The 21,563-nt window shown below is 59.9% G+C and carries 19 protein-coding genes; 3 read left to right on the top strand and 16 right to left on the bottom strand.

Going from position 1 to position 21,563, the window contains the following annotated elements; all coding sequences use genetic code 11:
* The first annotated feature begins 134 nt into the window (after positions 1-134).
* The gene (locus L1069_RS00930; protein ID WP_237454491.1) at positions 135-1,352 is read left to right on the top strand and encodes an MFS transporter; all 1,218 of its coding nucleotides are present in this window, start codon (positions 135-137) and stop codon (positions 1,350-1,352) included.
* Between the two features lie 61 nt (positions 1,353-1,413).
* Here L1069_RS00930 and L1069_RS00925 read toward each other — a convergent pair whose 3' ends face one another.
* The 5 genes from L1069_RS00925 to L1069_RS00905 form a co-directional block, all read right to left on the bottom strand.
* Entirely contained in the window at positions 1,414-2,190 is a 777-nt protein-coding gene (locus tag L1069_RS00925) for a squalene/phytoene synthase family protein (RefSeq protein WP_237454490.1), read from the bottom strand.
* Positions 2,180-3,814 (bottom strand): citramalate synthase, encoded by a 1,635-nt coding sequence (cimA, locus tag L1069_RS00920; protein WP_237454489.1) that lies wholly within the window; start codon positions 3,812-3,814, stop codon positions 2,180-2,182. The genes L1069_RS00925 and cimA overlap by 11 nt, the downstream gene beginning before the upstream one ends.
* Complete coding sequence (gene cysS / locus L1069_RS00915) at positions 3,814-5,196, bottom strand: cysteine--tRNA ligase (protein WP_237454488.1); 1,383 nt, start codon at positions 5,194-5,196, stop codon at positions 3,814-3,816. Before cysS ends, cimA begins: the two co-directional genes overlap by 1 nt.
* Positions 5,197-5,496: 300 nt before the next feature.
* Positions 5,497-6,078: an outer membrane beta-barrel protein gene (locus tag L1069_RS00910; RefSeq protein ID WP_129370880.1), complete on the bottom strand. Its 582-nt coding sequence runs from the start codon at positions 6,076-6,078 to the stop codon at positions 5,497-5,499.
* 243 nt (positions 6,079-6,321) lie between these two features.
* Positions 6,322-6,642, bottom strand: a complete 321-nt coding sequence (locus L1069_RS00905) for a hypothetical protein (RefSeq protein ID WP_237454487.1) — start codon at positions 6,640-6,642, stop codon at positions 6,322-6,324.
* A gap of 643 nt (positions 6,643-7,285) precedes the next feature.
* On the opposite strand from L1069_RS00905, the gene L1069_RS00900 reads away from it, so the two are divergent.
* Positions 7,286-8,836: a trimethylamine methyltransferase family protein gene (locus L1069_RS00900; RefSeq protein WP_237454486.1), complete on the top strand. Its 1,551-nt coding sequence runs from the start codon at positions 7,286-7,288 to the stop codon at positions 8,834-8,836.
* 659 nt (positions 8,837-9,495) lie between these two features.
* On the opposite strand, the gene L1069_RS00895 is transcribed toward L1069_RS00900, so the two are convergent.
* Entirely contained in the window at positions 9,496-10,716 is a 1,221-nt protein-coding gene (locus tag L1069_RS00895) for an acyl-CoA dehydrogenase (RefSeq protein WP_237454485.1), read from the bottom strand.
* Positions 10,717-10,815: 99 nt separating this feature from the next.
* Between L1069_RS00895 and L1069_RS00890 the strand changes: the two genes are divergently transcribed.
* Positions 10,816-11,727, top strand: coding sequence for a LysR family transcriptional regulator (locus tag L1069_RS00890; RefSeq protein WP_237454484.1), 912 nt, complete (start codon positions 10,816-10,818; stop codon positions 11,725-11,727).
* A 67-nt stretch (positions 11,728-11,794) separates the two neighbouring features.
* Here L1069_RS00890 and phoB read toward each other — a convergent pair whose 3' ends face one another.
* The 10 genes from phoB to L1069_RS00840 all read right to left on the bottom strand — a co-directional run bounded on the left by phoB (position 11,795) and on the right by L1069_RS00840 (position 21,412).
* Positions 11,795-12,484 carry a phosphate regulon transcriptional regulator PhoB gene (phoB, locus tag L1069_RS00885; protein WP_129370875.1) on the bottom strand — a complete coding sequence of 230 codons (690 nt, stop codon included), beginning with the start codon at positions 12,482-12,484 and terminating at the stop codon, positions 11,795-11,797.
* 3 nt (positions 12,485-12,487) lie between these two features.
* A complete protein-coding gene (gene phoU / locus L1069_RS00880) occupies positions 12,488-13,198 on the bottom strand; it encodes a phosphate signaling complex protein PhoU (RefSeq protein WP_129370874.1) in 711 nt (236 codons plus the stop codon).
* 17 nt (positions 13,199-13,215) lie between these two features.
* The gene (gene pstB, locus L1069_RS00875) at positions 13,216-14,013 is read right to left on the bottom strand and encodes a phosphate ABC transporter ATP-binding protein PstB (RefSeq protein WP_237454483.1); all 798 of its coding nucleotides are present in this window, start codon (positions 14,011-14,013) and stop codon (positions 13,216-13,218) included.
* 14 nt (positions 14,014-14,027) lie between these two features.
* Positions 14,028-15,380, bottom strand: coding sequence for a phosphate ABC transporter permease PstA (gene pstA / locus L1069_RS00870; protein WP_237454482.1), 1,353 nt, complete (start codon positions 15,378-15,380; stop codon positions 14,028-14,030).
* Entirely contained in the window at positions 15,380-16,852 is a 1,473-nt protein-coding gene (pstC, locus tag L1069_RS00865) for a phosphate ABC transporter permease subunit PstC (RefSeq protein ID WP_237454481.1), read from the bottom strand. Before pstC ends, pstA begins: the two co-directional genes overlap by 1 nt.
* A gap of 111 nt (positions 16,853-16,963) precedes the next feature.
* The gene (locus L1069_RS00860; RefSeq protein WP_237454480.1) at positions 16,964-18,019 is read right to left on the bottom strand and encodes a substrate-binding domain-containing protein; all 1,056 of its coding nucleotides are present in this window, start codon (positions 18,017-18,019) and stop codon (positions 16,964-16,966) included.
* Between the two features lie 209 nt (positions 18,020-18,228).
* Positions 18,229-19,269: an ATP-binding protein gene (locus L1069_RS00855; protein ID WP_237454479.1), complete on the bottom strand. Its 1,041-nt coding sequence runs from the start codon at positions 19,267-19,269 to the stop codon at positions 18,229-18,231.
* A gap of 70 nt (positions 19,270-19,339) precedes the next feature.
* The gene (locus tag L1069_RS00850) at positions 19,340-19,861 is read right to left on the bottom strand and encodes a gamma carbonic anhydrase family protein (protein ID WP_237454478.1); all 522 of its coding nucleotides are present in this window, start codon (positions 19,859-19,861) and stop codon (positions 19,340-19,342) included.
* Positions 19,858-20,499 carry a guanylate kinase gene (gmk, locus tag L1069_RS00845; RefSeq protein WP_129370867.1) on the bottom strand — a complete coding sequence of 214 codons (642 nt, stop codon included), beginning with the start codon at positions 20,497-20,499 and terminating at the stop codon, positions 19,858-19,860. The genes L1069_RS00850 and gmk overlap by 4 nt, the downstream gene beginning before the upstream one ends.
* A 16-nt stretch (positions 20,500-20,515) precedes the next feature.
* Positions 20,516-21,412: a YicC/YloC family endoribonuclease gene (locus L1069_RS00840; protein ID WP_237454477.1), complete on the bottom strand. Its 897-nt coding sequence runs from the start codon at positions 21,410-21,412 to the stop codon at positions 20,516-20,518.
* Positions 21,413-21,563 lie beyond the last annotated feature (151 nt).

Raw genomic sequence — 21,563 nt, 5'->3', positions numbered from 1 at the left:
TCCCGCTCCCGGCAGGAATGTCTGTCCATCTGACGCCACGTTACCCCCTGATTGGCGGCGGTTGAAAGAAACCGTGATCGCAGGGCCTGACCCGCTGGCTTGCTCCTGCACATATTCACAGCTACGCATCCCACATGACCATAAGCATGACCACCCCCAGCGACACAGTCGCCAAGAAAAACGTCGCCATCCTGGTGCTGGCCCAGGCGATCCTCGGCGCCCAAATGCCGATGATTTTCATTGTTGGCGGCCTGGCCGGCCAATCGCTGGCCTCGAACCCCTGTTTTGCAACGCTGCCGATTTCGCTGATTGTCGGCGGCTCGATGCTGGCCGCCACGCCCATCTCGGCCATTATGCAGCGCTGGGGCCGGCGGGCCGGGTTCTTTACCGGCGCGGCCTTTGGATCTGTTGGCGGGCTGGTCGGCGCTTACGGGTTGTACCTTGGCTCCTTTCCCATCTTCCTGCTCGGCAGCTTGCTGACCGGCGTTTATATGAGCGCGCACGGTTTCTACCGATTTGCTGCCGCCGATACGGCGTCCGAAGCGTTCCGCCCCAAGGCGATTTCCTATGTTATGGCCGGCGGCCTTGCTGCTGCTATCATCGGACCTCAGATTGTCAAGTTTACCAGCCAAGCCTTTGTTATTCCTTTTCTCGGTACCTATCTGGCGGTGATCGCAGTCAACGTCTTCGGGGCTGCACTGTTCTTGTTTCTGGACATTCCAAAGCCGCCCGCACCTAGCGAGGACAGCCCCAAGGGCCGCAGCCGTCTGGAATTGCTGAAGACCCCGGTGATTGCGGTTGCCGTGATCTGCGCCATGGTCTCCTACGCCTTGATGAACCTGGTGATGACCTCCACACCGCTGGCGGTGGTCGGCTGCGGTTTTACCGAAGGCAACGCTGCCGACGTGGTCACCTCTCACGTTCTGGCGATGTATGTGCCGTCCTTCTTTACCGGCCACCTGATCGCCCGCTTCGGTGTGGAAAAGATTGTGGCCGCAGGCCTGGTTATCCTTGCCGGTGCCGGTGCTGTTGCCCTGCAAGGCGTTGAAATCGAGAACTTCTTCATTGCGCTGGTGCTTTTGGGCGTGGGCTGGAACTTCGGTTTTATCGGCGCCACAACCATGCTGGCCGGCGCACATGAAAGCCATGAGCGCGGCCGGATGCAGGGGCTGAATGACCTTCTGGTCTTTGGCGGGGTCACCATGGCGTCGCTGGCTTCGGGCGGGCTGATGAACTGCTCGGGCGGCAACCCCGCCGACGGCTGGAGCGCCGTGAACATGGCGATGGCGCCCTTCCTGGTGCTGGCAGGCGGCGCGCTGATGTGGCTGGTGATGCGCCCCAAAGAGGCCTGACATATCCTCCTGCAATAACAAGAAAGGCGCCCGATCAGGCGCCTTTCTCTTTGATTTCTATCTACCAGCGGCCAAGGACAGCCCGCCGCATCAGGCCTGTTCTTCGCCGGAATTCGCTTTGCCCCAATGCACCCTGCGCCACCCGCTCTGGCTGTTTCTCCGCCTGTTTCAGAATGGCCTCGGCCTGCCATCCCGCCAGCAACGCCCTGCCTGCCTGTTTCGAAACCGCGCTTCGATCCACGCGGGCTTTAGTCAGCTGCTGCAACCCTTTGCGCGCCAAAGCCTGCACGCCTTCTAAGGTCCCATCCAGCAGCGGAATCCGCTTCTGCGCTTCCAGTTCCGGAATGGCGCGCAACCAATTCGCAATGCCCGCGCCATAGGCAAAACCCCGTACAACGGCTTCATCCGCCTGACCTAGTGACGCTGCCGCCATCCACATCAGCGAACCGCTGGTGCGATCAATGTAGCTATCAAATTCAGCTTCATCAGCAAAGGGATCCTTGTATATATCCCAACGCCGCGCCTCCGCCATGCCGTCGATGCAGGCAGCCAGTTCCGGCTTCAGCAGCCGCCCCAATGGCGTGGCCGCATAGTGGCGGCGGACAGAACCCCCCTCGGCAATCTCGGCGCCTGCATCGCGCCACCATTGCACCCGCATTTCGGCAATCATACTCTCCTGGCTGGCCCAGGGTGCCCGCGCCAGTTCGATATTGAAAGCATAGAGCGCAAACAGCAACGGCCGCGCCTGAACCGGCGCAGCCATCGTAGCCAAAAACCGGTCCGGGTCGCTTTGCTGGACCAGCTCGGCGCAGGCCGTCAGATCAGCATCAAACGTCATCCGCCTGCCCGGCCCCGCCGTCATGGATCAGCTTCCAGCGGATCGCGTCCAGCAGCGCCTCAAACGACGCATCGATGATGTTCGGGCTGACGCCAACTGTCGACCAGCGATGGCCCTGGCTGTCTTCGCTGTCGATGATAACCCGCGTTACAGCCTCGGTGCCGCCCTGGGTGATCCGCACCTTGAAATCGACCAGCCGCATATCTTCCAGCTGTGCAGAATAGCGCCCCAGGTCCTTGCTCAGCGCCCGCGCCAGCGCGTTGACCGGACCACGATCGCTGCCGGTATCATCAAGGGATTCACTGACAGACAGCCGCTTTTCGCCATCTACTTTCACCACCACAACCGCCTCTGACAGGCTGACCATCCGGTTGTATTTGTTCTTGCGCCGCTCAACGGTGACCTTATAGCGTTTGACTTCAAAGAATTCCGGCAGCTGCCCCAGCTCCTTGCGCGCCAGCAACTCAAACGACGCCTGCGCGGTGTCATAGGAATACCCCTCTGCCTCACGCGTCTTGATCCGTTCCAAAATCAGCGCCAGTGCCGGATTGCCTTTGTCCACACTCAGACCCGCATCAGTCAAACGCTTGCGCAGGTTCGACTGACCGGCCTGGTTCGACATCGGTATAACCCGTGCGTTTCCAACCTTGCCCGGCTCTATGTGTTCATAGGTAGAAGGATCCTTGAGGATCGCGCTGGCGTGCAGACCCGCCTTATGGGCAAAGGCCGAGGCCCCCACATAAGCCGCCTGCCGCACCGGAACCCGGTTCAGGATATCGTCCAGCATCCGGCTGATCCGGGTCAGGCTTTCCAGAGCTTCATGGGTGACGCCTGTCTCAAACCGGCTGGCATAGGGTTCCTTCAACAGCAGTGTCGGGATCAGCGCAGTCAGATTGGCGTTGCCGCAGCGCTCGCCCAAGCCGTTCAGTGTGCCTTGCACCTGCCGTGCTCCTGATTCCACAGCCGCAAGCGAGCAAGCGACGGCATTTTCCGTGTCATTATGGGTATGTATGCCCAGTTTTTCACCTGGAATTCCGGCGGCAACAACTTCTGAGACAATCCGTTTCACTTCGGATGGCAGGGCCCCGCCATTGGTGTCGCACAGCACCACCCAGCGCGCCCCGGCCTCCAGTGCTGCCCGGCAAGCATTTAGCGCAAAACCGGGGTTATCCTTATATCCATCAAAGAAGTGTTCGGCATCAAACAACGCCTCGCGCCCCTGTGCTACGATATGGGCGATCGAGGCACGGATGTTTTCCAAGTTCTCGTCCAGGGTGATCCCCAGCGCCTGGGTCACATGGTAGTCATGGCTCTTGCCCACCAGACACACCGCTGGCGTTCCGGCATTCATCACCGCCGCCAGAACATCGTCGTTTTCCGCTGACCGTCCTGTCCGCTTGGTCATTCCAAACGCAGTCATCGTGGCGCGTGTATCAGGCGCCTCGTTGAAAAACGCACTGTCGGTCGGGTTCGCCCCCGGCCAGCCGCCTTCGATGTAGTCAACACCAAGTCCGTCAAGCGCATGGGATATTTGAATTTTTTCTGCGGTTGAGAATTGCACCCCCTGGGTCTGCTGCCCGTCCCGCAAGGTGGTGTCGTAGAGGTAGAGGCGTTCTTTTGCCATCAAAGCGCCTCCAGTTTCGCAGGGTCAAATCCGGGCCCCGGCACCAGTTCGACACCCGCCTTGCTCATCCGCACTTCCAGACCCGCTTCTATCAAGGCCGCCTTCAGACGATCAACTTCGGAAAAATCCTTCGTTTCCATGGCGTTCTGGCGCGCTTTGAATAGGCTCTCTTCATAACCGGAGAGATCCACGGATGGTCCGGCAGCCCACGCACCCATCTCCTCAGTCAGCAGCCCCAGCAAATTGGCAGATGCCAGCAGACCGGCTGCGTCACCAGCTGCCGCCAGCTTGTGCAGCTCCGCAATGACACCAGCGGTATTCAGGTCATCCGCCAAAGCCGCCAGAACCGCGGCAGCAGCGCTGGACGCGGGTTCGATGCCCGCGGTCAGCGCCCGCCACTTGCGCAGCGTCGCCTCGGCCTCTTTTGCCTTTTTGTCAGTCCAATCCATCGGTTTTCGGTAATGGGTCTGCAAAAACACAAGCCGGATCACCTCGCCCGGATAGCCCTGATCCAGCAGGTCACGCACGGTGAAGAAGTTGCCCAGGCTCTTGGACATCTTCTTACCCTCGACCTGCAGCATCTCGTTGTGCAGCCAGTACCGTGCAAAGCTATCGTCGCCATTGGCGCAGCAGCTTTGCGCAATTTCATTCTCGTGGTGCGGGAACATCAGATCATTGCCGCCGCCGTGAATGTCAAAGGTCCCGCCCAGAAGCTCATATGACATCGCCGAGCATTCAATGTGCCAGCCAGGCCGTCCGCGGCCCCAGGGGCTGTCCCAGCCTGGCAAGTCATCAGTGGAAGGTTTCCACAGCACAAAATCCATCGGGTTCTTTTTGTAGGGCGCCACTTCCACCCGCGCGCCGGCAATCATGTCGTCCACCGACCGGCCCGACAGTTTGCCGTACGACTCTTTCCAGCTGTCGACAGCAAACAGCACATGTCCTTCAGCCGCGTAGGCGTGGCCCTTGGCGATCAGATTCCCGATCATCGCCACCATCTGCGGGATGTATTCGGTTGCGCGCGGCATGTGGTCAGGCTGTAGCGCGCCAAGTTCACCCATGTCATCCAGGAACCACTGGGTGGTCTCGGCGGTGATATCGCCGATCTGGCGTCCGCTTTCGGTGGCGCGTGCATTGATCTTGTCATCCACGTCGGTGAAGTTCCGGGCGTAAGTCACTTCCGCCGTTCCATAAACCTCGCGCAGCAGACGAAATAGCACATCAAATACCACCACTGGACGCGCATTGCCCAGGTGCGCCCGGTCATAGACCGTGGGACCGCAGACATACATCCGCACATTGCTGGCGTTGATCGGCTCAAAGACCTCCTTCTTGCGGGTCTTCGTATTCTGCAGCTTGATCTCTATGTCCATGGTACCCATGCCCGGTTCCTCTCCCATGCCCAGCCAGAAACGGCCGGCATCACCCGTTGCGCGCAGCGCGGGCTTAGCAACTTGTCAGAGAAATGAAAACGACAGAAACCGGCCCGCTGATATGTCAGCAGGTAATGCAGCAGTTAATGATGGTGCAATTCTGGTTCATGCAGGTTGCTTAGCACGGGACATTCCGCCCGCCAAGCCTTTTGCCTCAAACAGCAACGGCCGCCCGGTCCGTCTTGGGCCCGGACCGGGCGGCCAAGGGCGCGGCGGAACAGGAGTGCCGCGCCCGTAATTTTGTCAGGTTTAGAACTTGAAGGACGCGCGCAGCGATACCGATGTGGCATCCGCCCCCACGCCCGAGTTGCCGAACTGGTCGAACTCATGCTCCAGCACTTCGCCGCCGATTTGCCACTGATCGGTCACCTGATAGGCAATGCCGACACCGTAGAACTCACCGGTTTCGCTGCCCAGAGAGCTGTCAGCTTCGGCCACGCCACCGGTCACATATGCCAGCACATTGCCAAAGTCATAGCCGGCCTTCACCTTGGCACGGGCAACCGAGTCAACAGTCGCACCGCCGCCCAGATCCAGGTCGGTTGCATCATATTCCAGTTCGCCGCCCAATACGAAACGGCCGAAATCATGGTTGTAGCCGCCGTGGATACCATAAGCGGTATCGTCTCCAGAGGCGCCGTTGCTGGCGTCTGCATCCAGCTGACCGACCTGGCCACCCAGGTAGAAACCGGTCCAGTCGCCGCCATCGTTGGCCACCGGAACAGGAGCCGGAGCTGGAGCGGGTTCAATCACCGGATCACTTACATTGCCGGCAAAGGCCGCACTGCCCATTACGGCGGCGATGGCTGTCATAGCTACGAAACGAGTCATTCAGACTTCTCCTTTTGCAGTCCCGGCGCAAGCTGTGCGCCGGTGTCAGCTACAAAAGGGTTCTGCACAGGAACTTCCAGAGCCGCGTTGATCACGCCTGCTGAACTGGCAGTGACCGGCCGAAAATTCCCGGACACGTGCGTCTTTCCGCCGGAATCCGCAGGCAGGAAATTGCCACGCCATTGAAAACCGGCCTCTCCGGTCCTAGTGGCGGCAACGCTGTCTAATGTTTAATAGACCGGGTCAAAACCGGAAAGCGGCACTCACCGACAAGGTCTCCCCGCGCGGGCTGGCAGTGCCGTCCCTTGGTCCGGCCTCGTGGTGAAGCAATTCTCCGGTCACCTGCAGCGCGCGGTTCAGCGAAACCCGCATACCCAGGCCAAACAGCGGTCCTTGCCGCGATCCGCTGGACGTTTCCGCCTGCACCCGGCCCAGGGTGACGAACCCTGTTGCGGGACCAAAGTCATAACCGGCGTGCAACCGCAGCTGGCGGGTCTCTTCCGCTTGCACCGCTTGTGTCAGCAGGCCTGACTGCTCCATCGTGACAGTGCCGGCCAGGATCATTCCCCCCAAATGGCGGCCATATGCAAATTGGAAGGAGCGTGCTTCACTTGTTAGCCTGCTGCCAGTTGCAGCAGCCGGCTGACCTGTGAAACCGGAGGGCAACGGCCGCCATTCTTCCGCGGCAGATGTCTGAGAAATCAGAGCCGCCGCCGCAAATACCGCGGCTAGAGAGCACCTGTGTCTGGCCTTTTTAACCATCGGCATGTGGCTGTGCCTTTTTGAAATGCGCTGGATCAGCGCTTCATCCCCAGGATATCCAGTATAGCCATTAATGCTTAATATTTGGTTCCCGAACTCACTTTGCCAACATTGAACCACTCCGTGAAGCGTTAAAAATCGAAGTTACTGCATTAAAAATGATGAAATTTTCGGAAAAAGCATGCGGCTTCTCGGTCTCTTGGCACCCTCCGTCCAAATGAAAACCATGTCGTTTTTTTCACCAAGGTCGCTATTGTGCTAGAAACGACGCAAAAGCGTGCCAATTTGCAGGGAACTGAACAGGAGTCCGCATGCAAGGTGAACGCTGCCATGTCAGCCTTATCTGCCGCACCATTGGTGCGGCACGGGGCCGTGCGGCAAGGGGCCGACCGCAGTGAGTTGACGATTTAACACTTCAACTCACTTCTTCTGAAAGGCTCACAGAATGAACGATCAAGCCTCCCCGTCCCGCGCTGCCCGTAGCGGAGGGCGCAATGCGCGCCGTGCAGCCCGCGCTGCTGCATTGCCGGAACACCTGCGCCCGGTCCGCCCCGGCATGGAATCCACTGCGCTGAAGTTGCTCAGCCAGGCTGACATGGAAAAAATCCATGAGGCCGCCCTGACCGCGCTGGAAGAAATCGGTCTTGCCGACGCGCCGCAAAGCGGCATCGACTACCTGACTGCCGCCGGCTGCGTGCTGGGTGATGACGGCCGCATCCGGTTCCCGCGCGCGCTGGTCGAAGACACCATCGCCAAGGCAAACCGCTCCGTCACCCTGTTCAGCCGGGATGGCAAGTCTGACTTGCAGTTGTCTGGCGGCCGGGTTCACTATGGCACTGCTGGCGCCGCGGTCAGCGTGGTAGACGTCCACGGCAAGGAATACCGCGATTCAACTGTGCAGGATCTGCACGACGCTGCGCGCATCTGTGATCAGCTGGACAATATCCACTTTGTCCAGCGTCCGATGGTATGCCGCGACATCCCCGACAATCTTGAGATGGACCTGAACTCCATCTACGCGACCACCGCAGGCACAACCAAACATGTCGGCGTCTCTTTTAGCGAACCGGATTTCGTGAAGCCGGGACTGGAGCTGCTGCATATGATTGCGGGCGGCGAAGACAAATGGCGCGAGCGGCCTTTTGTGTCGAACTCAAACTGCTTTGTTGTGCCTCCCATGAAGTTTGCGACCGAATCCTGTGAAGTGATGGAGGAATGCATCAAAGGCGGCATGCCGGTGCTGCTGCTGTCGGCGGGCATGGCCGGTGCAACCGCCCCATCGTCCATCGCCGGCGCCATCACTCAGGCGGTAGCGGAATGTCTCGCCGGCCTGGTTTATGTTAACGCTGTAAGTCCAGGCGCACCCGCTATTTTCGGCACTTGGCCCTTTGGTCTTGATCTGCGTACCGGCGCGATGTCCGTGGGCTCCGGCGAACAGGCGTTGCTGACTGCAGGCTGTGCTCAGATGCATAAATTTTACAATCTGCCAGGCGGCGCCGCGGCTGGCGCATCGGATTCCAAACTGCCGGATATGCAGGCCGGCTGGGAGCAGATGTGCTCTGCGGTTATGGCGGGGCTTTCCGGCCTCAACATGGCCTATGAAGCTGCCGGAATGCACGCGTCACTGCTGGGGTTTTGCCTTGAATCGCTGATCTTGGACAACGACCTTCTCGGCCAGGCGCAGAGATGCGTCCGCGGCATTGAGGTGAACGATGAAACCCTCGCTCTGGACCAGATGCGCGCCACTTGCATGGGCGGGCCTGGCCATTATCTGGGCACCGATCAAACCCTCAGCCGGATGCAGGTCGACTATGTTTATCCGGATCTGGGCGACCGGACATCTCCCAAGGAATGGGTGGAGCTTGAAAAGCCTGACCTGATCCAAAAGGCTATTGCCAAGAAGGAGAAGATCCTGTCCCAGCGCGCATCCGCACGGTTTGATGCCGCAACCGACATGGCAATCCGCGAGACGTTCAACATCTACCTTCCGGCTTAACCGGATCTTCCAGATGCGCTGACACGGGCCGGATTTTTCCGGCCCGTTTTTTTGTGACCGGCACAAAAGCAGGACGGCGGGTTCGGGAAATCTGGGCGTTTCCCTGCCCCCTCAGCTATCTCAGCCTGTAAGTTAAGAAAATTTTCACAAAGCACTTCCGTCACACCGAAAAGGATGATAACCTTTTATTAACACGTGAAAATTTTCAGGACTCCTCGCCAAAACACGGCGTTCAATCTGCAAAAACACGCCTGTATTTGAGCAAAATGACTTTGAATAACTGCAAAGGTACCTGCATTTGACCTAGCGTTTTGCGGGTTTGTTTTGCGAAACTGCAAGGTGAATGGGGCTTCAATCTCATTAGCGTTCGATTGCGCTACTGCAAGGCAGGGGCATATGATCACCTGAGAAACCCCATAGAATGCCGACAGGATTTATTAAAATTAACTAGCAGGTGAACTATTGCCGAAATTCTTTAAAGTTCTGGCCCTAAGCCCGCCTACTCAGTTAACACTTTCGGATCCAAAGCCACTGGCATGTTTCGCACTACACCCCTGCCAGCCTTTGCGGAACGCCCGGTGCGCAACCATATTGCAAAAGTGCATTTCAATAATGCATAAATGCAGCGCAGGGACATTTCCCCGCGCTGCTTGGCATGCTTAGAAGAAGGCCTGCAATCCGGTTTGAGCGCGGCCTAGGATCAAGGCATGCACATCATGGGTGCCTTCATAAGTGTTCACCGTCTCCAGGTTCACCATGTGGCGAATGACATTGAACTCCAAGCTGATGCCATTGCCGCCGTGCATATCCCGTGCCATCCGGGCGATATCCAGCGCCTTGCCGCAGTTATTGCGCTTGATGATCGAGATCATTTCCGGCGCCGCATTGGCAGCATCCATCAGTCGGCCAACCTGCAATGACGCCTGCAAACCCAAGGTGATTTCCGTCTGCATGTTCGCCAGTTTCAGTTGAAACAACTGAGTATTGGCCAGCGGACGCCCGAATTGTGTGCGATCCAGTCCATATTGCCGGGCGGCGTGCCAGCAAGCCTCAGCCGCGCCCATTGCGCCCCAGCTGATGCCATACCGCGCGCGGTTCAAACAGCCGAACGGCCCTTTGAGCCCTTGAACATGCGGCAGCAACGCATCCTCGCCGACCTCAACACCGTCCATCACGATCTCACCAGTGATGGACGCGCGCAGGCTGGCCTTATTTTTTATTTTCGGCGCGCTCAGACCATTCAAGCCCTTCTCCAGCACAAAACCGCGGATCTTGCCGCCGTGGGCTTCGGATTTTGCCCAGACAACAAAAACATCAGCGATGGGCGCGTTGGAGATCCACATTTTGGAACCGGTCAGACGGTAACCGCCTTCGGTCTTTTCAGCCCGGGTTTTCATACCGGCTGGATCAGAACCCGCGTCCGGTTCAGTAAGGCCGAAACAGCCGATCCATTCGCCGGCAGCAAGCTTTGGCAGGTATTTCCGGCGCTGTTCTTCGCTTCCGTATGCGTAAATCGGATACATCACCAAAGAACTTTGCACCGACATCATTGAGCGGTAGCCGCTGTCGACCCGCTCCACCTCGCGGGCGACCAGGCCGTATGACACATAGCCGCCGCCAAGCCCGCCGTATTCCTCCGGGATGGTCGTGCCCAATAGGCCCATCTCACCCATCTCGCGGAAAATCTCCGGATCAGTTTCCTCGTTTTCATAGGCGCTTAGCACTCGAGGTTGAAGTTTTTCCTGAGCATAGGCGCGGGCCGAGGCAGTGATCATCCGCTCGTCTTCAGTCAGCTGGTCCTCCAACCGCAACGGGTCTTCCCAATTGAAACGGCCCAGGTCCGGGGCATCTTTGGCGCGCAGGGCGGGTTTGTCAGTCATCTTGTCACCTCTGTGGTTCGCGAATTGGGCAAACCCTAACGCGAGGTGAATGGAAAAAACAGCGAGACTTTCGCAAGCAAGCATGACAAACACTCATACATGCCTGTGCCACGTAAATTCCTGCCCTCGATCTCCTCGCTGCGCGCGCTGGAGGCAGTGGACCGGCTAGGCAGCGCCTCGGCAGCTGCAGATGAATTGGCGTTGACACAAGGGGCAGTCAGCCGCCAGCTGCAGACGCTGGAACGGCAATTGGGGATGGAACTGGTGCAACGGGACCAGAAACGGCTGGCCCTGACTGCAGAGGCGCAGGATTACGCCGCCGAGATCCGCCAGGCATTGAACCAGATCGTGCAATCCACCCTGCGTTTACAGGCCGCGCCGCTGGCCGGGTCGCTCAACCTGGCAATCCTGCCGGCCTTTGGCATGCGCTGGCTGATGCCGCGGCTGCCGGAATTTGCCCGGCGGCACCCGGATGTGACCATCAACATGGCAACCCGGCTGGAACCTTTCAACTTCGCCAATGAACCCTTTGATGCAGCGATACATTTTGGGGACGCGTCCTGGCCGGGCACGCAATCGCTGCTGTTGAAGCACGAGCAGCTTTTGCCGGTCTGCGCACCGTTGTTTCTGGAAGGGCGCAGCATTGATGAGCCCAAAGACATCCTGAAGCTGCCGCTGTTGCACATTCAGACCAGGACAAGCGCCTGGACCGATTGGTTTGAGCAGAATGGTATTGAAGCTGGCGCCGGCTTGGGTGGTACAATCTATGATCAATTCGCAACCATCACCCAGGCTGCGCTGCATGGGTTGGGCGTCGCCTTGATGCCGGATTATCTGGTCGAGCAGGATCTGGCGACAGGCCGCCTGGTGGCGCTGCATCCGGAGCCGGTGGAAACCGAAGGCGCCTATTACCTGGTCTGGCCGGAGCGGAAATCCAACGCGCCCGCGCTGATGAAATTCCGCACCTGGCTGGCCGGGAAGGCCCAGCCCGAAGACCCGCTGCCGCGCTAAAATCAGGGGGACATGCATGCCCCCCTTTCCACCATCCGTGTCCCCGGGTGCCGGTTCAGCCCAGGTTTCAGCCCAGGGCGTAGCCAGCGCCGCGCACCGTACGGACCGGATCGTCGCCGCCGTGCTGGGTAAGCGCCTTGCGCAATCGGCCGATGTGGACGTCGACGGTGCGGGTGTCGACATAGATGTCACGGCCCCAGACGCGATCCAGCAGCTGTTCACGGCTCCACACCCGGCCCGGTTTTTCAATGAAGGTGGAGAGCAGGCGGAACTCGGTCGGCCCCAGCTTGAGCGGATTGCCGCCCCGGCTGACCTTGTGGGTTTCGGCGTCCAGTACGATATCATCGTATTCCAGCCGCACGCCCACAGTAGAGGGCCGCACCCGGCGCAGTTGGCTGCGCACGCGGGCCATAAGCTCTGCCACCGAATAGGGTTTCACAACGTAATCGTCGGCGCCGGTTTCCAGACCGCGTACCTTGTCCACTTCTTCGGACCTCGCGGAGAGCATTATCACCGGGATATTGCGGGTTTCCGCGCGGGTCTTAAGGCGGCGGCACACTTCAATGCCGCTGAGGTTGGGCATCATCCAATCGAGGATGATCATATCCGGCATGTCCTCTTCAACCATCAGCAAGGCTTCCTCGCCGTCCTTGGCCTTGAGCACACGAAAGCCGTCCGCTTCAAGGTTATAGGCCAGCACTTCCCGCTGGGCCATTTCGTCTTCTACAACCAGAACAGTGGGCTGATCGGCAGCCATTGGTCAGATCTCCTGCGGTGTGGTTGAGGTGGTGTCGAATTTCTTGCGGTCTTCCTCCGGCTTTTCGCCGGTGACCAGATAGATCACCTGTTCTGCAATCGCGGTCACATGGTCGCCCATGCGTTCAGTGTTTTTTGCGATAAAATGCAAGTGCATACAGGCCGAAATGTTGCGGGGGTCTTCCATCATATGGGTCAGGAATTCACGGAACAAGGCGTTGTACATCTGATCCACGTCGCGGTCGCGCTCTATCACGTCGCGGGCCAGTTCAACGTCGCGCTGGATGTAGGAATCGAGCGCGTCCTTCAACATCCGCTCGACCTCTCGGGCCATCCGGCGCAGGGCAGAGGTGCCTTCGCTGATGTTCGGCCCCTGCGCCAGGACGCCGGTACGCTTGGCCATGTTTTTTGCATAGTCGCCAATGCGTTCCAGGTTGCCGGCAATCTTCATCACCGACAAAACCAGCCGCAGATCCGAAGCCGCAGGAGCACGCAATGCGATCAGGCGGGCGGTTTCCTCGTTGATCAGCTCTTCCAGCCCGTCAATGGCCTTGTCGCCTTGCCGGACGGTCAGCGCCAGCTCCTCGTCGCGGGTCTCCAACGCTTTGGCGGCTTCACGGATGGCGTCCTCGACCAAGCCGCCCATTTTCATGATCCGGGCCTGAATAGCCTCCAAATCGCGGTCAAAGGCCGATGCAATATGCTGTTCTACCATGTTGATTTTCCTTGCAATCAGCCGATACGACCGGTGATATAGCTTTCGGTGCGGGGGTCTTCGGGATTGGTGAAGATCTGGCCGGTGATGCCGAATTCCACCAGATGGCCAAGGTGGAAAAAGGCGGTTTTCTGGCTGACGCGCGCGGCCTGCTGCATTGAATGTGTCACAATCACCACCGAGTAGCGGCTGCGCAACTCGTCTATCAGCTCTTCAACCTGGGCGGTGGCGATGGGATCCAACGCCGAGCAGGGTTCGTCCATCAGCAGCACTTCGGGTTCAGTGGCCACGGCGCGGGCGATGCACAGGCGCTGCTGCTGGCCGCCGGACAGGCCGGTACCAGGGGCATCAAGGCGGTCTTTCACCTCATCCCAGATGGCTGCCCGGCGCAGGGATTTTTCAACGATCTCATCCAGCTCCGCCTTGTTCTTGGCAAGGCCGTGAATGCGAGGCCCGTAAGCCACATTGTCATAGATAGATTTCGGAAACGGATTCGGCTTCTGGAACACCATGCCGACCTTGGCGCGCAGCTGTACCGGGTCGACGCGACGGTCATAGATGTCCTCGCCATCCAGCAGGATGTCGCCCTTCACCCGGCAGATATCAATGGTGTCGTTCATCCGGTTCAGACAGCGCAGGAAGGTCGACTTGCCGCAGCCCGAAGGTCCGATAAAGGCGGTGACCGTCTTGTCCTCGATCTGTACATTCACGTCTTTGATCGCGTGGCTGTCGCCGTAGTGGACATTGACGTCCTTGGCGGCGATTTTGATTTTCTGTGTGTCCACGGTGTTATCCATCAAGGTCATGTCGTTCATTGCACTATGCCCCCTTACCAGCGGCGTTCAAAGCGGCGGCGCAGGATCACGGCAAGCGTGTTCATGGTCACCAGGAAGATGAGAAGGATGATGATGCCGCCCCAAGCGCGTTCATAGAACGCCGGGTCGGCGCGTTTGGCCCATTCGTAGATCTGGGCAGGCATGGCGGAGTTCGGCGCCAGCAGGCCGTCGGCCAGGGTTTCCGGCGCGTTGGAGGCGATGAAGCCGACCATGCCGATGAGCAGAAGCGGCGCGGTTTCCCCCAGCGCCTGCGCCAGGCCGATGATGGTGCCGGTCAGGATGCCGGGTGCGGCCAGCGGCAGCACGTGATGGAACACCGCCTGCATTTTCGACGCCCCGACCCCCAGAGCTGCGTCGCGGATCGACGGGGGCACCGACTTCAGCGAGGCGCGGGTGGAGATGATGATGGTCGGCAGGGTCATCAGCGTCAGCACCAGACCGCCCACCAGCGGCGCCGAGGTCGGCAGGTGCATATAGTTGATGAACACCGCAAGGCCCAGAATACCGAACACGATGGACGGCACGGCTGCGAGGTTGGAGATGTTCACCTCGATCATATCGGTGAGCCAGTTCTGCGGCGCAAATTCCTCAAGGTAGATCGAGGCGGCCACACCAATCGGCAGTGCCAGCGCCAGCACCACCAGCATCATGAACAGCGAACCCAGCATCGCAACACCGATACCGGCGGCCTCGGGGCGGGCATCGGAAGCGTCGGCACCCAGGATGAAGTCGAGGTTGAAGGTTTTTTCCAGCACACCGGCGGCGGCCAAAGCGTCAACAAGATCAAGCTGTTCTGCGGAGATGTTCTTGTCATTGACGATGCTGCCGCGGGTCACCCGGCCCTTCAGGTAGCCGTCCACCCGGCTGGAGGCGAGGAAACGGAATTCAACCGTCTGGCCGATCTGTTCCGGGTTGGCGATCACGTAGTCGCGCAGCTGGGCGGCCACATCCTTGGACAGGATGCCGGCCAGCTGTTTGGGCTTGAGGCTGGTTTCAATGCCCAGCTCCGCAACCGCGGCAGTCATCGCGCCCTTGATGATCGGGGCATAACCGAAGGTAGAGACCTTCTTGATATCGGCCAGATCGCGGTTGCCCTTCTTGTCGAGCTTGGCTTCCAGCAGGTCGACTTTCAGGGTGACAAAAGTCTGCTGGAAGGCACCGGTGCCCTTCCCGGCGATGGTGGTCACCAGGATCGCCAGCATCAGCAGGCCGGCAGCGATGGCAGCAATACCATAGGCCTTGAACCGGGTTTCCGCTGCGTTGCGTTTTTTGGTGTGCGGGGTTTGCTCCAGCAGCGAGCCGCCGTGTTTGCGCGGCGCGGAGGGGAATTGGCTGAGGTCGGTCATCAGTCGTACTGCTCCCGGTATTTGCGCACGATATAGAGCGCCAGGACATTCAGGCCGAGGGTCAGGACAAACAGGGTCAGGCCCAAGGCAAAGGCAACCAGCGTTTCCGGGCTGGCAAAGTCGGTGTCGCCGGTCAGCTGGCTGACGATGCGGGTGGTGATGGTTGTCATCGATTCCAGCGGGTTGGCAGAGAACTTGGCAATCGCCCCTGCCCCCATCACCACGATCATGGTCTCGCCGATGGCGCGCGAAGCGGCCAGAAGCACGGCGCCGACGATGCCGGGCAGGGCAGCCGGTATCACCACCTGGCGCACCGTTTCCGATTTGGTGGCGCCGAGCCCCAGCGAGCCATCGCGCAGCGCCTGCGGCACCGCGTTGATGATGTCATCAGACAGCGAGGAAACAAAGGGGATCAGCATGATGCCCATCACCAGCCCGGCAGTCAGCACCGAAGTGGCGCCGGCCATCCACTCGACTCCCAAGAGACCGCCCTTGCCAAAGAGGTCCGCCAGTGCCGGACCAACCGTCAGCAGCGCAAACAGGCCGTAAACGATGGTCGGGATGCCTGCGAGGATTTCCAGCAGCGGCTTGGCAAAGGCCCGTACAGTGCCGCTGGCGTATTCCGACAGATAGATGGCTGCAAACAGGCCAACCGGCACCGCCACCAAAAGGGCGATGAAGGAGATATAGAGCGTACCCCACAATAGCGGCAGGATCGACAGCTCACTGTCGCCGCGGAAGTTGGGCGCCCAGGTGGAGCCGAAGAAGAAGTCCGTCCAACTGTGCAGGCCAAAGAAGTTTTTGGTTTCAAACAGCATCGACAAAACGATGCCGATGGTGGTCAGGATCGCCAGCGAGGCGGCGAGGATCAGCAACGCTAGAATGGCCCGCTCCACCACATTCCGGGCACGGAAATCCTTGTGGGTGCGGCTGTAGGCCCAAGCAAAACCGCCAAATGCCAGCAGCGCGACAACCACGGTCATGGCGGTCCGGCCGGTGTGCGATAGGTTGCGGTAGGTCTGGGCCGCCGTCAGGACCTCGGGCTGCACGTCCGAGCCAAGGGCCACGCCAACCTCCCCCAGCAGGGCACGCACGTTCTGTTCGCCGCTGCTGATGTCCCGCGCCTGGCGGGCGGTCAGCAGCCCCCGCTCTACTGCGCTGTCCAGCCCCTCGGCGACGCGGCGCACATCGCTCATCACCAGGCCCAGGGTGGAATTTTCCGGAACCGCTGCAGCCGGGATTGTGCCGGAGACGCGGGTCTCGATGAACATCGGCTGCGCCAGAAGCCAGATGGCCAACGCCGCGATAGCCGGAACAAAGGCGGCCATCGCAACATGGTAGCCATAATATGACGGTAGCGAATGCAGGTCCCTCACATCACCGTTTGCAGTGGCAATCGCGCGGCGGCGGCCGCCGTAAAAGCCAGCGGCAGACAGCGCGGACAGGAGGGCAACAAGCCAGAAAGTGGGCATGAAAAGCTCCGGTTTGGCGGTGGCGTATTTGCTGCGGCAGCCCTGCCGCGGAAAGAAAGCGCCGGGGTGGATGGCTCCGCCCCGGCGGGTGTCAATCGCACACAGGGCGTCTTAGGAGTTGCCGCCCATCACGGCCTCATTGGAAACCGATTCCTGGGTGTCCGCCAGTTCCGGGTCGGCAACCAGACCGTATTCGGCCAGCGGGCCGTCTTCGCCGGCAACTTCGTCAGCAACGAAGAATTCCGCGTATTCCTTCAGGCCCGGGATCACGCCGATGTGGGCTTTCTTCACGTAAAAGAACAGCGGGCGGGAGACCGGGTATTCGCCGGTTGCGATGCTTTCGGTCGAAGGCACGATGCCGGACATGGTGGCAACCTGCAGCTTGTCGGTGTTGTTCTCATAAAATGCCAGGCCAAAGACACCGATGCCGTCCTGGTTGCTTTCAATGCGGGCCAGGGTCTCGGTGTAGTCGCCGTCAATGTCGACCGATTTGCCGTCGGTGCGCAGGGCGATACAGGCTTTCTCGGCTGCTTTTTTCTTGGCTTTGTCACTGTCGCCGGTTGCGTGGGCCAGCAGGTGCTCAAACGCGCCGGTGGCTTCGCAGCCGGCCAGGATCACCTTGTCCTCAAAGACTTCGCGGGTGCCGTGCTTGGTGCCCGGAACGAAAGCCTGGATGTCCACGGCAGGGAAATCCGGGTTCACGTCGGCCCAGGTGGTGTTCGGGTTGTCGGACAGTTCGCCGTCAACCAGAACCTTGTCGGACAGCGCCAGAAACCAGTCCGTCGGGGTGAATTCAAAAGAGTGCGCGTTGATGTCCGAGGCAAAAACGATGCCGTCATAACCGATACGGACCTCAATGATGCCGGTCACGCCGTTTTCGGCGCAGGCGGCGATTTCCTTGTCCTTGATCCTGCGCGAGGCATTGGCGACGTCGATGGTGTTCTCACCCACCCCTTCACAGAAGCGCTTGAGACCAGCGGAGGAGCCGCCGGATTCCACAACCGGGGTCGGGAAATCGAAGTTTTCGCCAAAGGCTTCTGCCACGATCGAAGCATAGGGCAGAACGGTCGACGAACCGGCAACCTGCACCTGGTCGCGGGCAGCTGCTGCGGTGGCTGAAACGGCGGCGATTGCCAGGGTGGAAGCGGTCAGTTTCACAAAGGACATTTGTGTCTCCAAGAGTTTCTAAGGTCGATCACCCCGTCGATGATCCAGGCCCCTCGTAGAAGCCGCTGATGAGCCTTTTGTGACGGCAGTGTAACAGCGGCATGACAAACCGCGTTTCGGCAGCAAAAAAGTAACACGAAAGAAGAAAACCGCCGCCGGGGCGCCCGGCGGCGGCTTGAATGCCCAAGCAGTGTTTTCAGATAGACGGCCTACTTGGGCAGGATCACTGTGAAAACAGACCCCTGGCCCAGATCGCTTTCCACCCGCAGCCGTCCGCGGTGGCGGTTGATGATGTGTTTTACAATGGCCAGCCCCAGCCCGGTTCCGCCCATCTCACGCGAGCGGTGGCTGTCGGCGCGGTAGAACCGTTCTGTCAGGCGCGGCAGATGAACGGGGTCGATGCCAGGCCCGTTGTCGATCACTTGAACACGGGCTGCAGGCACGCGCACCGACGGCTCCCGTTCTGTAAAGCTAAGCTCGACGAGGACCCGGTCGCCTCCGTATTTGACCGCGTTTTCGACGAGGTTGGTGAACACCTGCTGCAGCTGATCGGGGTCGCCGGTGACCGTCGCACTGTCCTGCGGCACCTTCAAGCCCATTGATACGCCGCGCGCCTCGGCGACCGGAGCGAGGGTTTTCAGCGTCGTCGCCAGATGGGCGGCCAGATCGACGCTCTGCTTGGGGCGCACCCGTTCTTCGCTTTCGACCCGGTTCAGCGACAGGAGGTCCCCGACCAAGCGGTTCATCCGGCTGGCCTCACCCTCCATAATCGTCAGGAAACGGTCCCGGGCAGCGGAATCATCTTTGGCCGGTCCGCGCAGGGTTTCGATAAAGCCGATCAAAGCCGTCAGCGGCGTGCGCAGTTCATGGCTGACATTGGCCACAAAATCGCGGCGCATCTGGCTGGCTTGCTCACGCTCGGTAATGTCATCAAAACAAACCAGGGCCGCGCCGCCGCCAACAGCGCCAATGCCAGGGACATATCGCAGGGTGACCGTGTAAGCAGTGTCTTGGGCGCCATCGTTGGACAGGTGCCGCGCGGTCCGGGACTCCTTGTCGTTCAGGCAGGCCTCAATGGCTGTGGCGACGCTGGGCTGGCGCAGGATGGTGGCAAAGTGGCGGCCCCTGATCGCCTGCCCCAGCAGCGTCTCGGCGCCGCTGTTCACAGCGATGAAGCGTTCGGTCTGATCCACCATCACGGCAGGCAGCGGGATCGCCGCCAGAAACCCGTCAATCTGATCGGTCGTCATCTGTACCCCGCGATTACATTCCCGGCCTGTCTAGCACCGCTGTGTAAAGCTGATGTGGCAGCCGGCCCGATTACAGCGGTTTCAGCTCTGCGCGGAAGCGGCGCATGTTGTCCTGATACAGCAGCGCGCTTTGGGTGAGTTTTTCGGCCAGCTCGGCGTCCACTTCACGCACCACCTTGCCAGGGCTTCCCATCACCAGCGAGTTGTCGGGGATTTCCTTGTTCTCGGTAATCAATGCCCCTGCCCCGATCAGGCAGTTCTTGCCGATCTTCGCACCATTCAGGATGGTGGCGCCCATGCCAACCAGGGTGTTTTCACCGATAGTGCAGCCATGCAGCATCGCCTTGTGGCCGATGGTGCAGTTCTTTCCGATGGTCAGCGGGTAGCCTGCATCAATGTGCATCACCACGTTTTCCTGCACGTTGGTGCCTTCGCAGATCCGGATTTCCTCGTGGTCGGCGCGAATGGTGACGCCGAACCAGACCGAGGCGCCTGCCTCCATTACCACCTTGCCGATCAGATTGGCGTCCGGGGCGACCCAGGTGTCTGCGTGGATCTGCGGCTTATGCTCACCAAGAGCGTACAGGGTCATGACTGTTCCTCGAACTGGGTTTGCAGGTTGCGGACGTGATCCTGCAGCCTGGGCTGCTGGATGCGGCGCATACGCTCCGCCTCGACAATGGTTTTCAGCCGCGCCTCGGTCTCGTCCAGATCATCGTTGACCAGCACGTAATCGTAGTAGCCCCAATGGCTGATCTCATCCCAGCTTTTCTGCATCCGTTTACCAATCACCTCGTCGCTGTCCTGGGCACGGGTCTCCAGACGGCGGCGCAGTTCGGGGATCGACGGCGGCAGGATGAAGATCGACAGCGCGTGTTTACCCAGATCCGAGTTGCGGATCTGGATTTCGCCCTGCCAATCGACGTCAAACAGCACGTCCTGGCCGGCCTCGATGGTGTCTTTTACCGGGCCTGCGGGGGAGCCGTAGAAATTACCGAACACGTGGGCGTGTTCCAGCATGCCGCCTTCGGCCACCTTCTGGCGGAACTCATCTTCGGACATAAAGAAATACTCGCGGCCGTGCTCCTCGCCCGGGCGCGGGGCGCGGGTGGTGGCGGAGACCGAGAATTTAAGGCCCGGGTCCCAGGCCATCAGGCGGCGGGCCAAAGTGGATTTACCGGCGCCCGAAGGCGATGAGAGGATGATCAAAAGGCCGCGGCGGTCCGCCATCTGGGCACTCCTTTTCTTATTCTATGTTCTGCACCTGCTCGCGCATCTGGTCGATCACGGTTTTCAGCTCAAGCCCGACCGCCGTCAAGGCGCTGTGCTGCGCTTTTGAACACAGCGTGTTGGCCTCGCGGTTGAACTCCTGCATCAGGAAGTCGAATTTACGGCCCACCGCGCCGCCCTTGGCCAGAAGATCGCGGGCAGCGGTCACATGGGCACCAAGACGGTCGAGTTCTTCTGTCACATCCGCCTTGACCGCGATCAGGGCCAGCTCCTGGGCCACACGGTCAGGATCCGCGCCATCGGCATTGTCCATGACGCGCGCCAGGTTGGCCTTAAGCGTCTCCGCCATTTTCAACTTGCGCTCTTCGGCACGCTCCCCGGCCTGGGCCGTCAGCGCGGCGACCTGCTCCAGCTGGCTGTTAAGGATTTGGGCAAGTGCGGCACCCTCGGCCTCGCGCATTTGCACGAATTCCGCCACAAGAGTTTCCAGTTCCTTGCTGAGTACAGCAACCAGCGGCGCCGGATCATCGCCGCCTGCAGACTGCTCCAGCACCCCTTTAAAGGTCAGAACTTCGGCGGCGGAGGCCGGGCGGATTTCCACCCGGTTCTGCTTGGCAATGGATTGTGTCTCAGCCAAGGACTTGATCACCGATTGCAGAATGGCGGCATTTACTTGCATCTGACCGGCGCCGTCTTCGATGCGCGAAATTCGCAAAGTGAGCGAGACATTTCCCCGTGCCAACGCCTTGCCCAGTGTCGAACGGATAAGATTTTCAAGACCTTCCAGCCAATCCGGCACCCGCAGCCGCAGGTCCAAACCCTTGGCGTTGACCGATCGGAGCTCCCAGCTCCAGCTGTGCTGATCAGAGCTGCCCTGCGCCGAGGCAAAGGCGGTCATGCTGCGGATGGTCATCGGGCAGGCCCTCTTAGTCGCTGGTGATTGATCAGCTCTACTGTCTCGAAAGTATAGGGTGCAAGCCCAATCGCATAACCGCAGCGCGCCTATCGCGTTAACCATTGCTTAAAGAAGTAGTCCAAATTTGAATTAGATTGTGTCATCTTAA

Source organism: Leisingera sp. MMG026, from assembly GCF_021654205.1.
GTDB lineage: Bacteria > Pseudomonadota > Alphaproteobacteria > Rhodobacterales > Rhodobacteraceae > Leisingera.
This window is presented reverse-complemented; position numbering and strand designations above follow the sequence as displayed.

Bases quoted from the DNA above. Each gene is read 5' to 3' on its own strand.
- L1069_RS00840 (WP_237454477.1), bottom strand. From the start codon at position 21,412: ATGACCATCCGCAGCATGACCGCCTTTGCCTCGGCGCAGGGCAGCTCT.
- cysS (WP_237454488.1), bottom strand. From the start codon at position 5,196: ATGGGTACCATGGACATAGAGATCAAGCTGCAGAATACGAAGACCCGC.
- L1069_RS00930 (WP_237454491.1), top strand. From the start codon at position 135: ATGACCATAAGCATGACCACCCCCAGCGACACAGTCGCCAAGAAAAAC.
- pstB (WP_237454483.1), bottom strand. From the start codon at position 14,013: ATGAACGACATGACCTTGATGGATAACACCGTGGACACACAGAAAATC.
- L1069_RS00905 (WP_237454487.1), bottom strand. From the start codon at position 6,642: ATGATCCTGGCCGGCACTGTCACGATGGAGCAGTCAGGCCTGCTGACA.
- phoB (WP_129370875.1), bottom strand. From the start codon at position 12,484: ATGGCTGCCGATCAGCCCACTGTTCTGGTTGTAGAAGACGAAATGGCC.
- L1069_RS00890 (WP_237454484.1), top strand. From the start codon at position 10,816: ATGCCTGTGCCACGTAAATTCCTGCCCTCGATCTCCTCGCTGCGCGCG.
- pstA (WP_237454482.1), bottom strand. From the start codon at position 15,380: ATGACCGACCTCAGCCAATTCCCCTCCGCGCCGCGCAAACACGGCGGC.
- phoU (WP_129370874.1), bottom strand. From the start codon at position 13,198: ATGGTAGAACAGCATATTGCATCGGCCTTTGACCGCGATTTGGAGGCT.
- pstC (WP_237454481.1), bottom strand. From the start codon at position 16,852: ATGCCCACTTTCTGGCTTGTTGCCCTCCTGTCCGCGCTGTCTGCCGCT.
- L1069_RS00860 (WP_237454480.1), bottom strand. From the start codon at position 18,019: ATGTCCTTTGTGAAACTGACCGCTTCCACCCTGGCAATCGCCGCCGTT.
- L1069_RS00900 (WP_237454486.1), top strand. From the start codon at position 7,286: ATGAACGATCAAGCCTCCCCGTCCCGCGCTGCCCGTAGCGGAGGGCGC.
- cimA (WP_237454489.1), bottom strand. From the start codon at position 3,814: ATGGCAAAAGAACGCCTCTACCTCTACGACACCACCTTGCGGGACGGG.
- L1069_RS00910 (WP_129370880.1), bottom strand. From the start codon at position 6,078: ATGACTCGTTTCGTAGCTATGACAGCCATCGCCGCCGTAATGGGCAGT.
- L1069_RS00895 (WP_237454485.1), bottom strand. From the start codon at position 10,716: ATGACTGACAAACCCGCCCTGCGCGCCAAAGATGCCCCGGACCTGGGC.
- gmk (WP_129370867.1), bottom strand. From the start codon at position 20,499: ATGGCGGACCGCCGCGGCCTTTTGATCATCCTCTCATCGCCTTCGGGC.
- L1069_RS00850 (WP_237454478.1), bottom strand. From the start codon at position 19,861: ATGACCCTGTACGCTCTTGGTGAGCATAAGCCGCAGATCCACGCAGAC.
- L1069_RS00855 (WP_237454479.1), bottom strand. From the start codon at position 19,269: ATGACGACCGATCAGATTGACGGGTTTCTGGCGGCGATCCCGCTGCCT.
- L1069_RS00925 (WP_237454490.1), bottom strand. From the start codon at position 2,190: ATGACGTTTGATGCTGATCTGACGGCCTGCGCCGAGCTGGTCCAGCAA.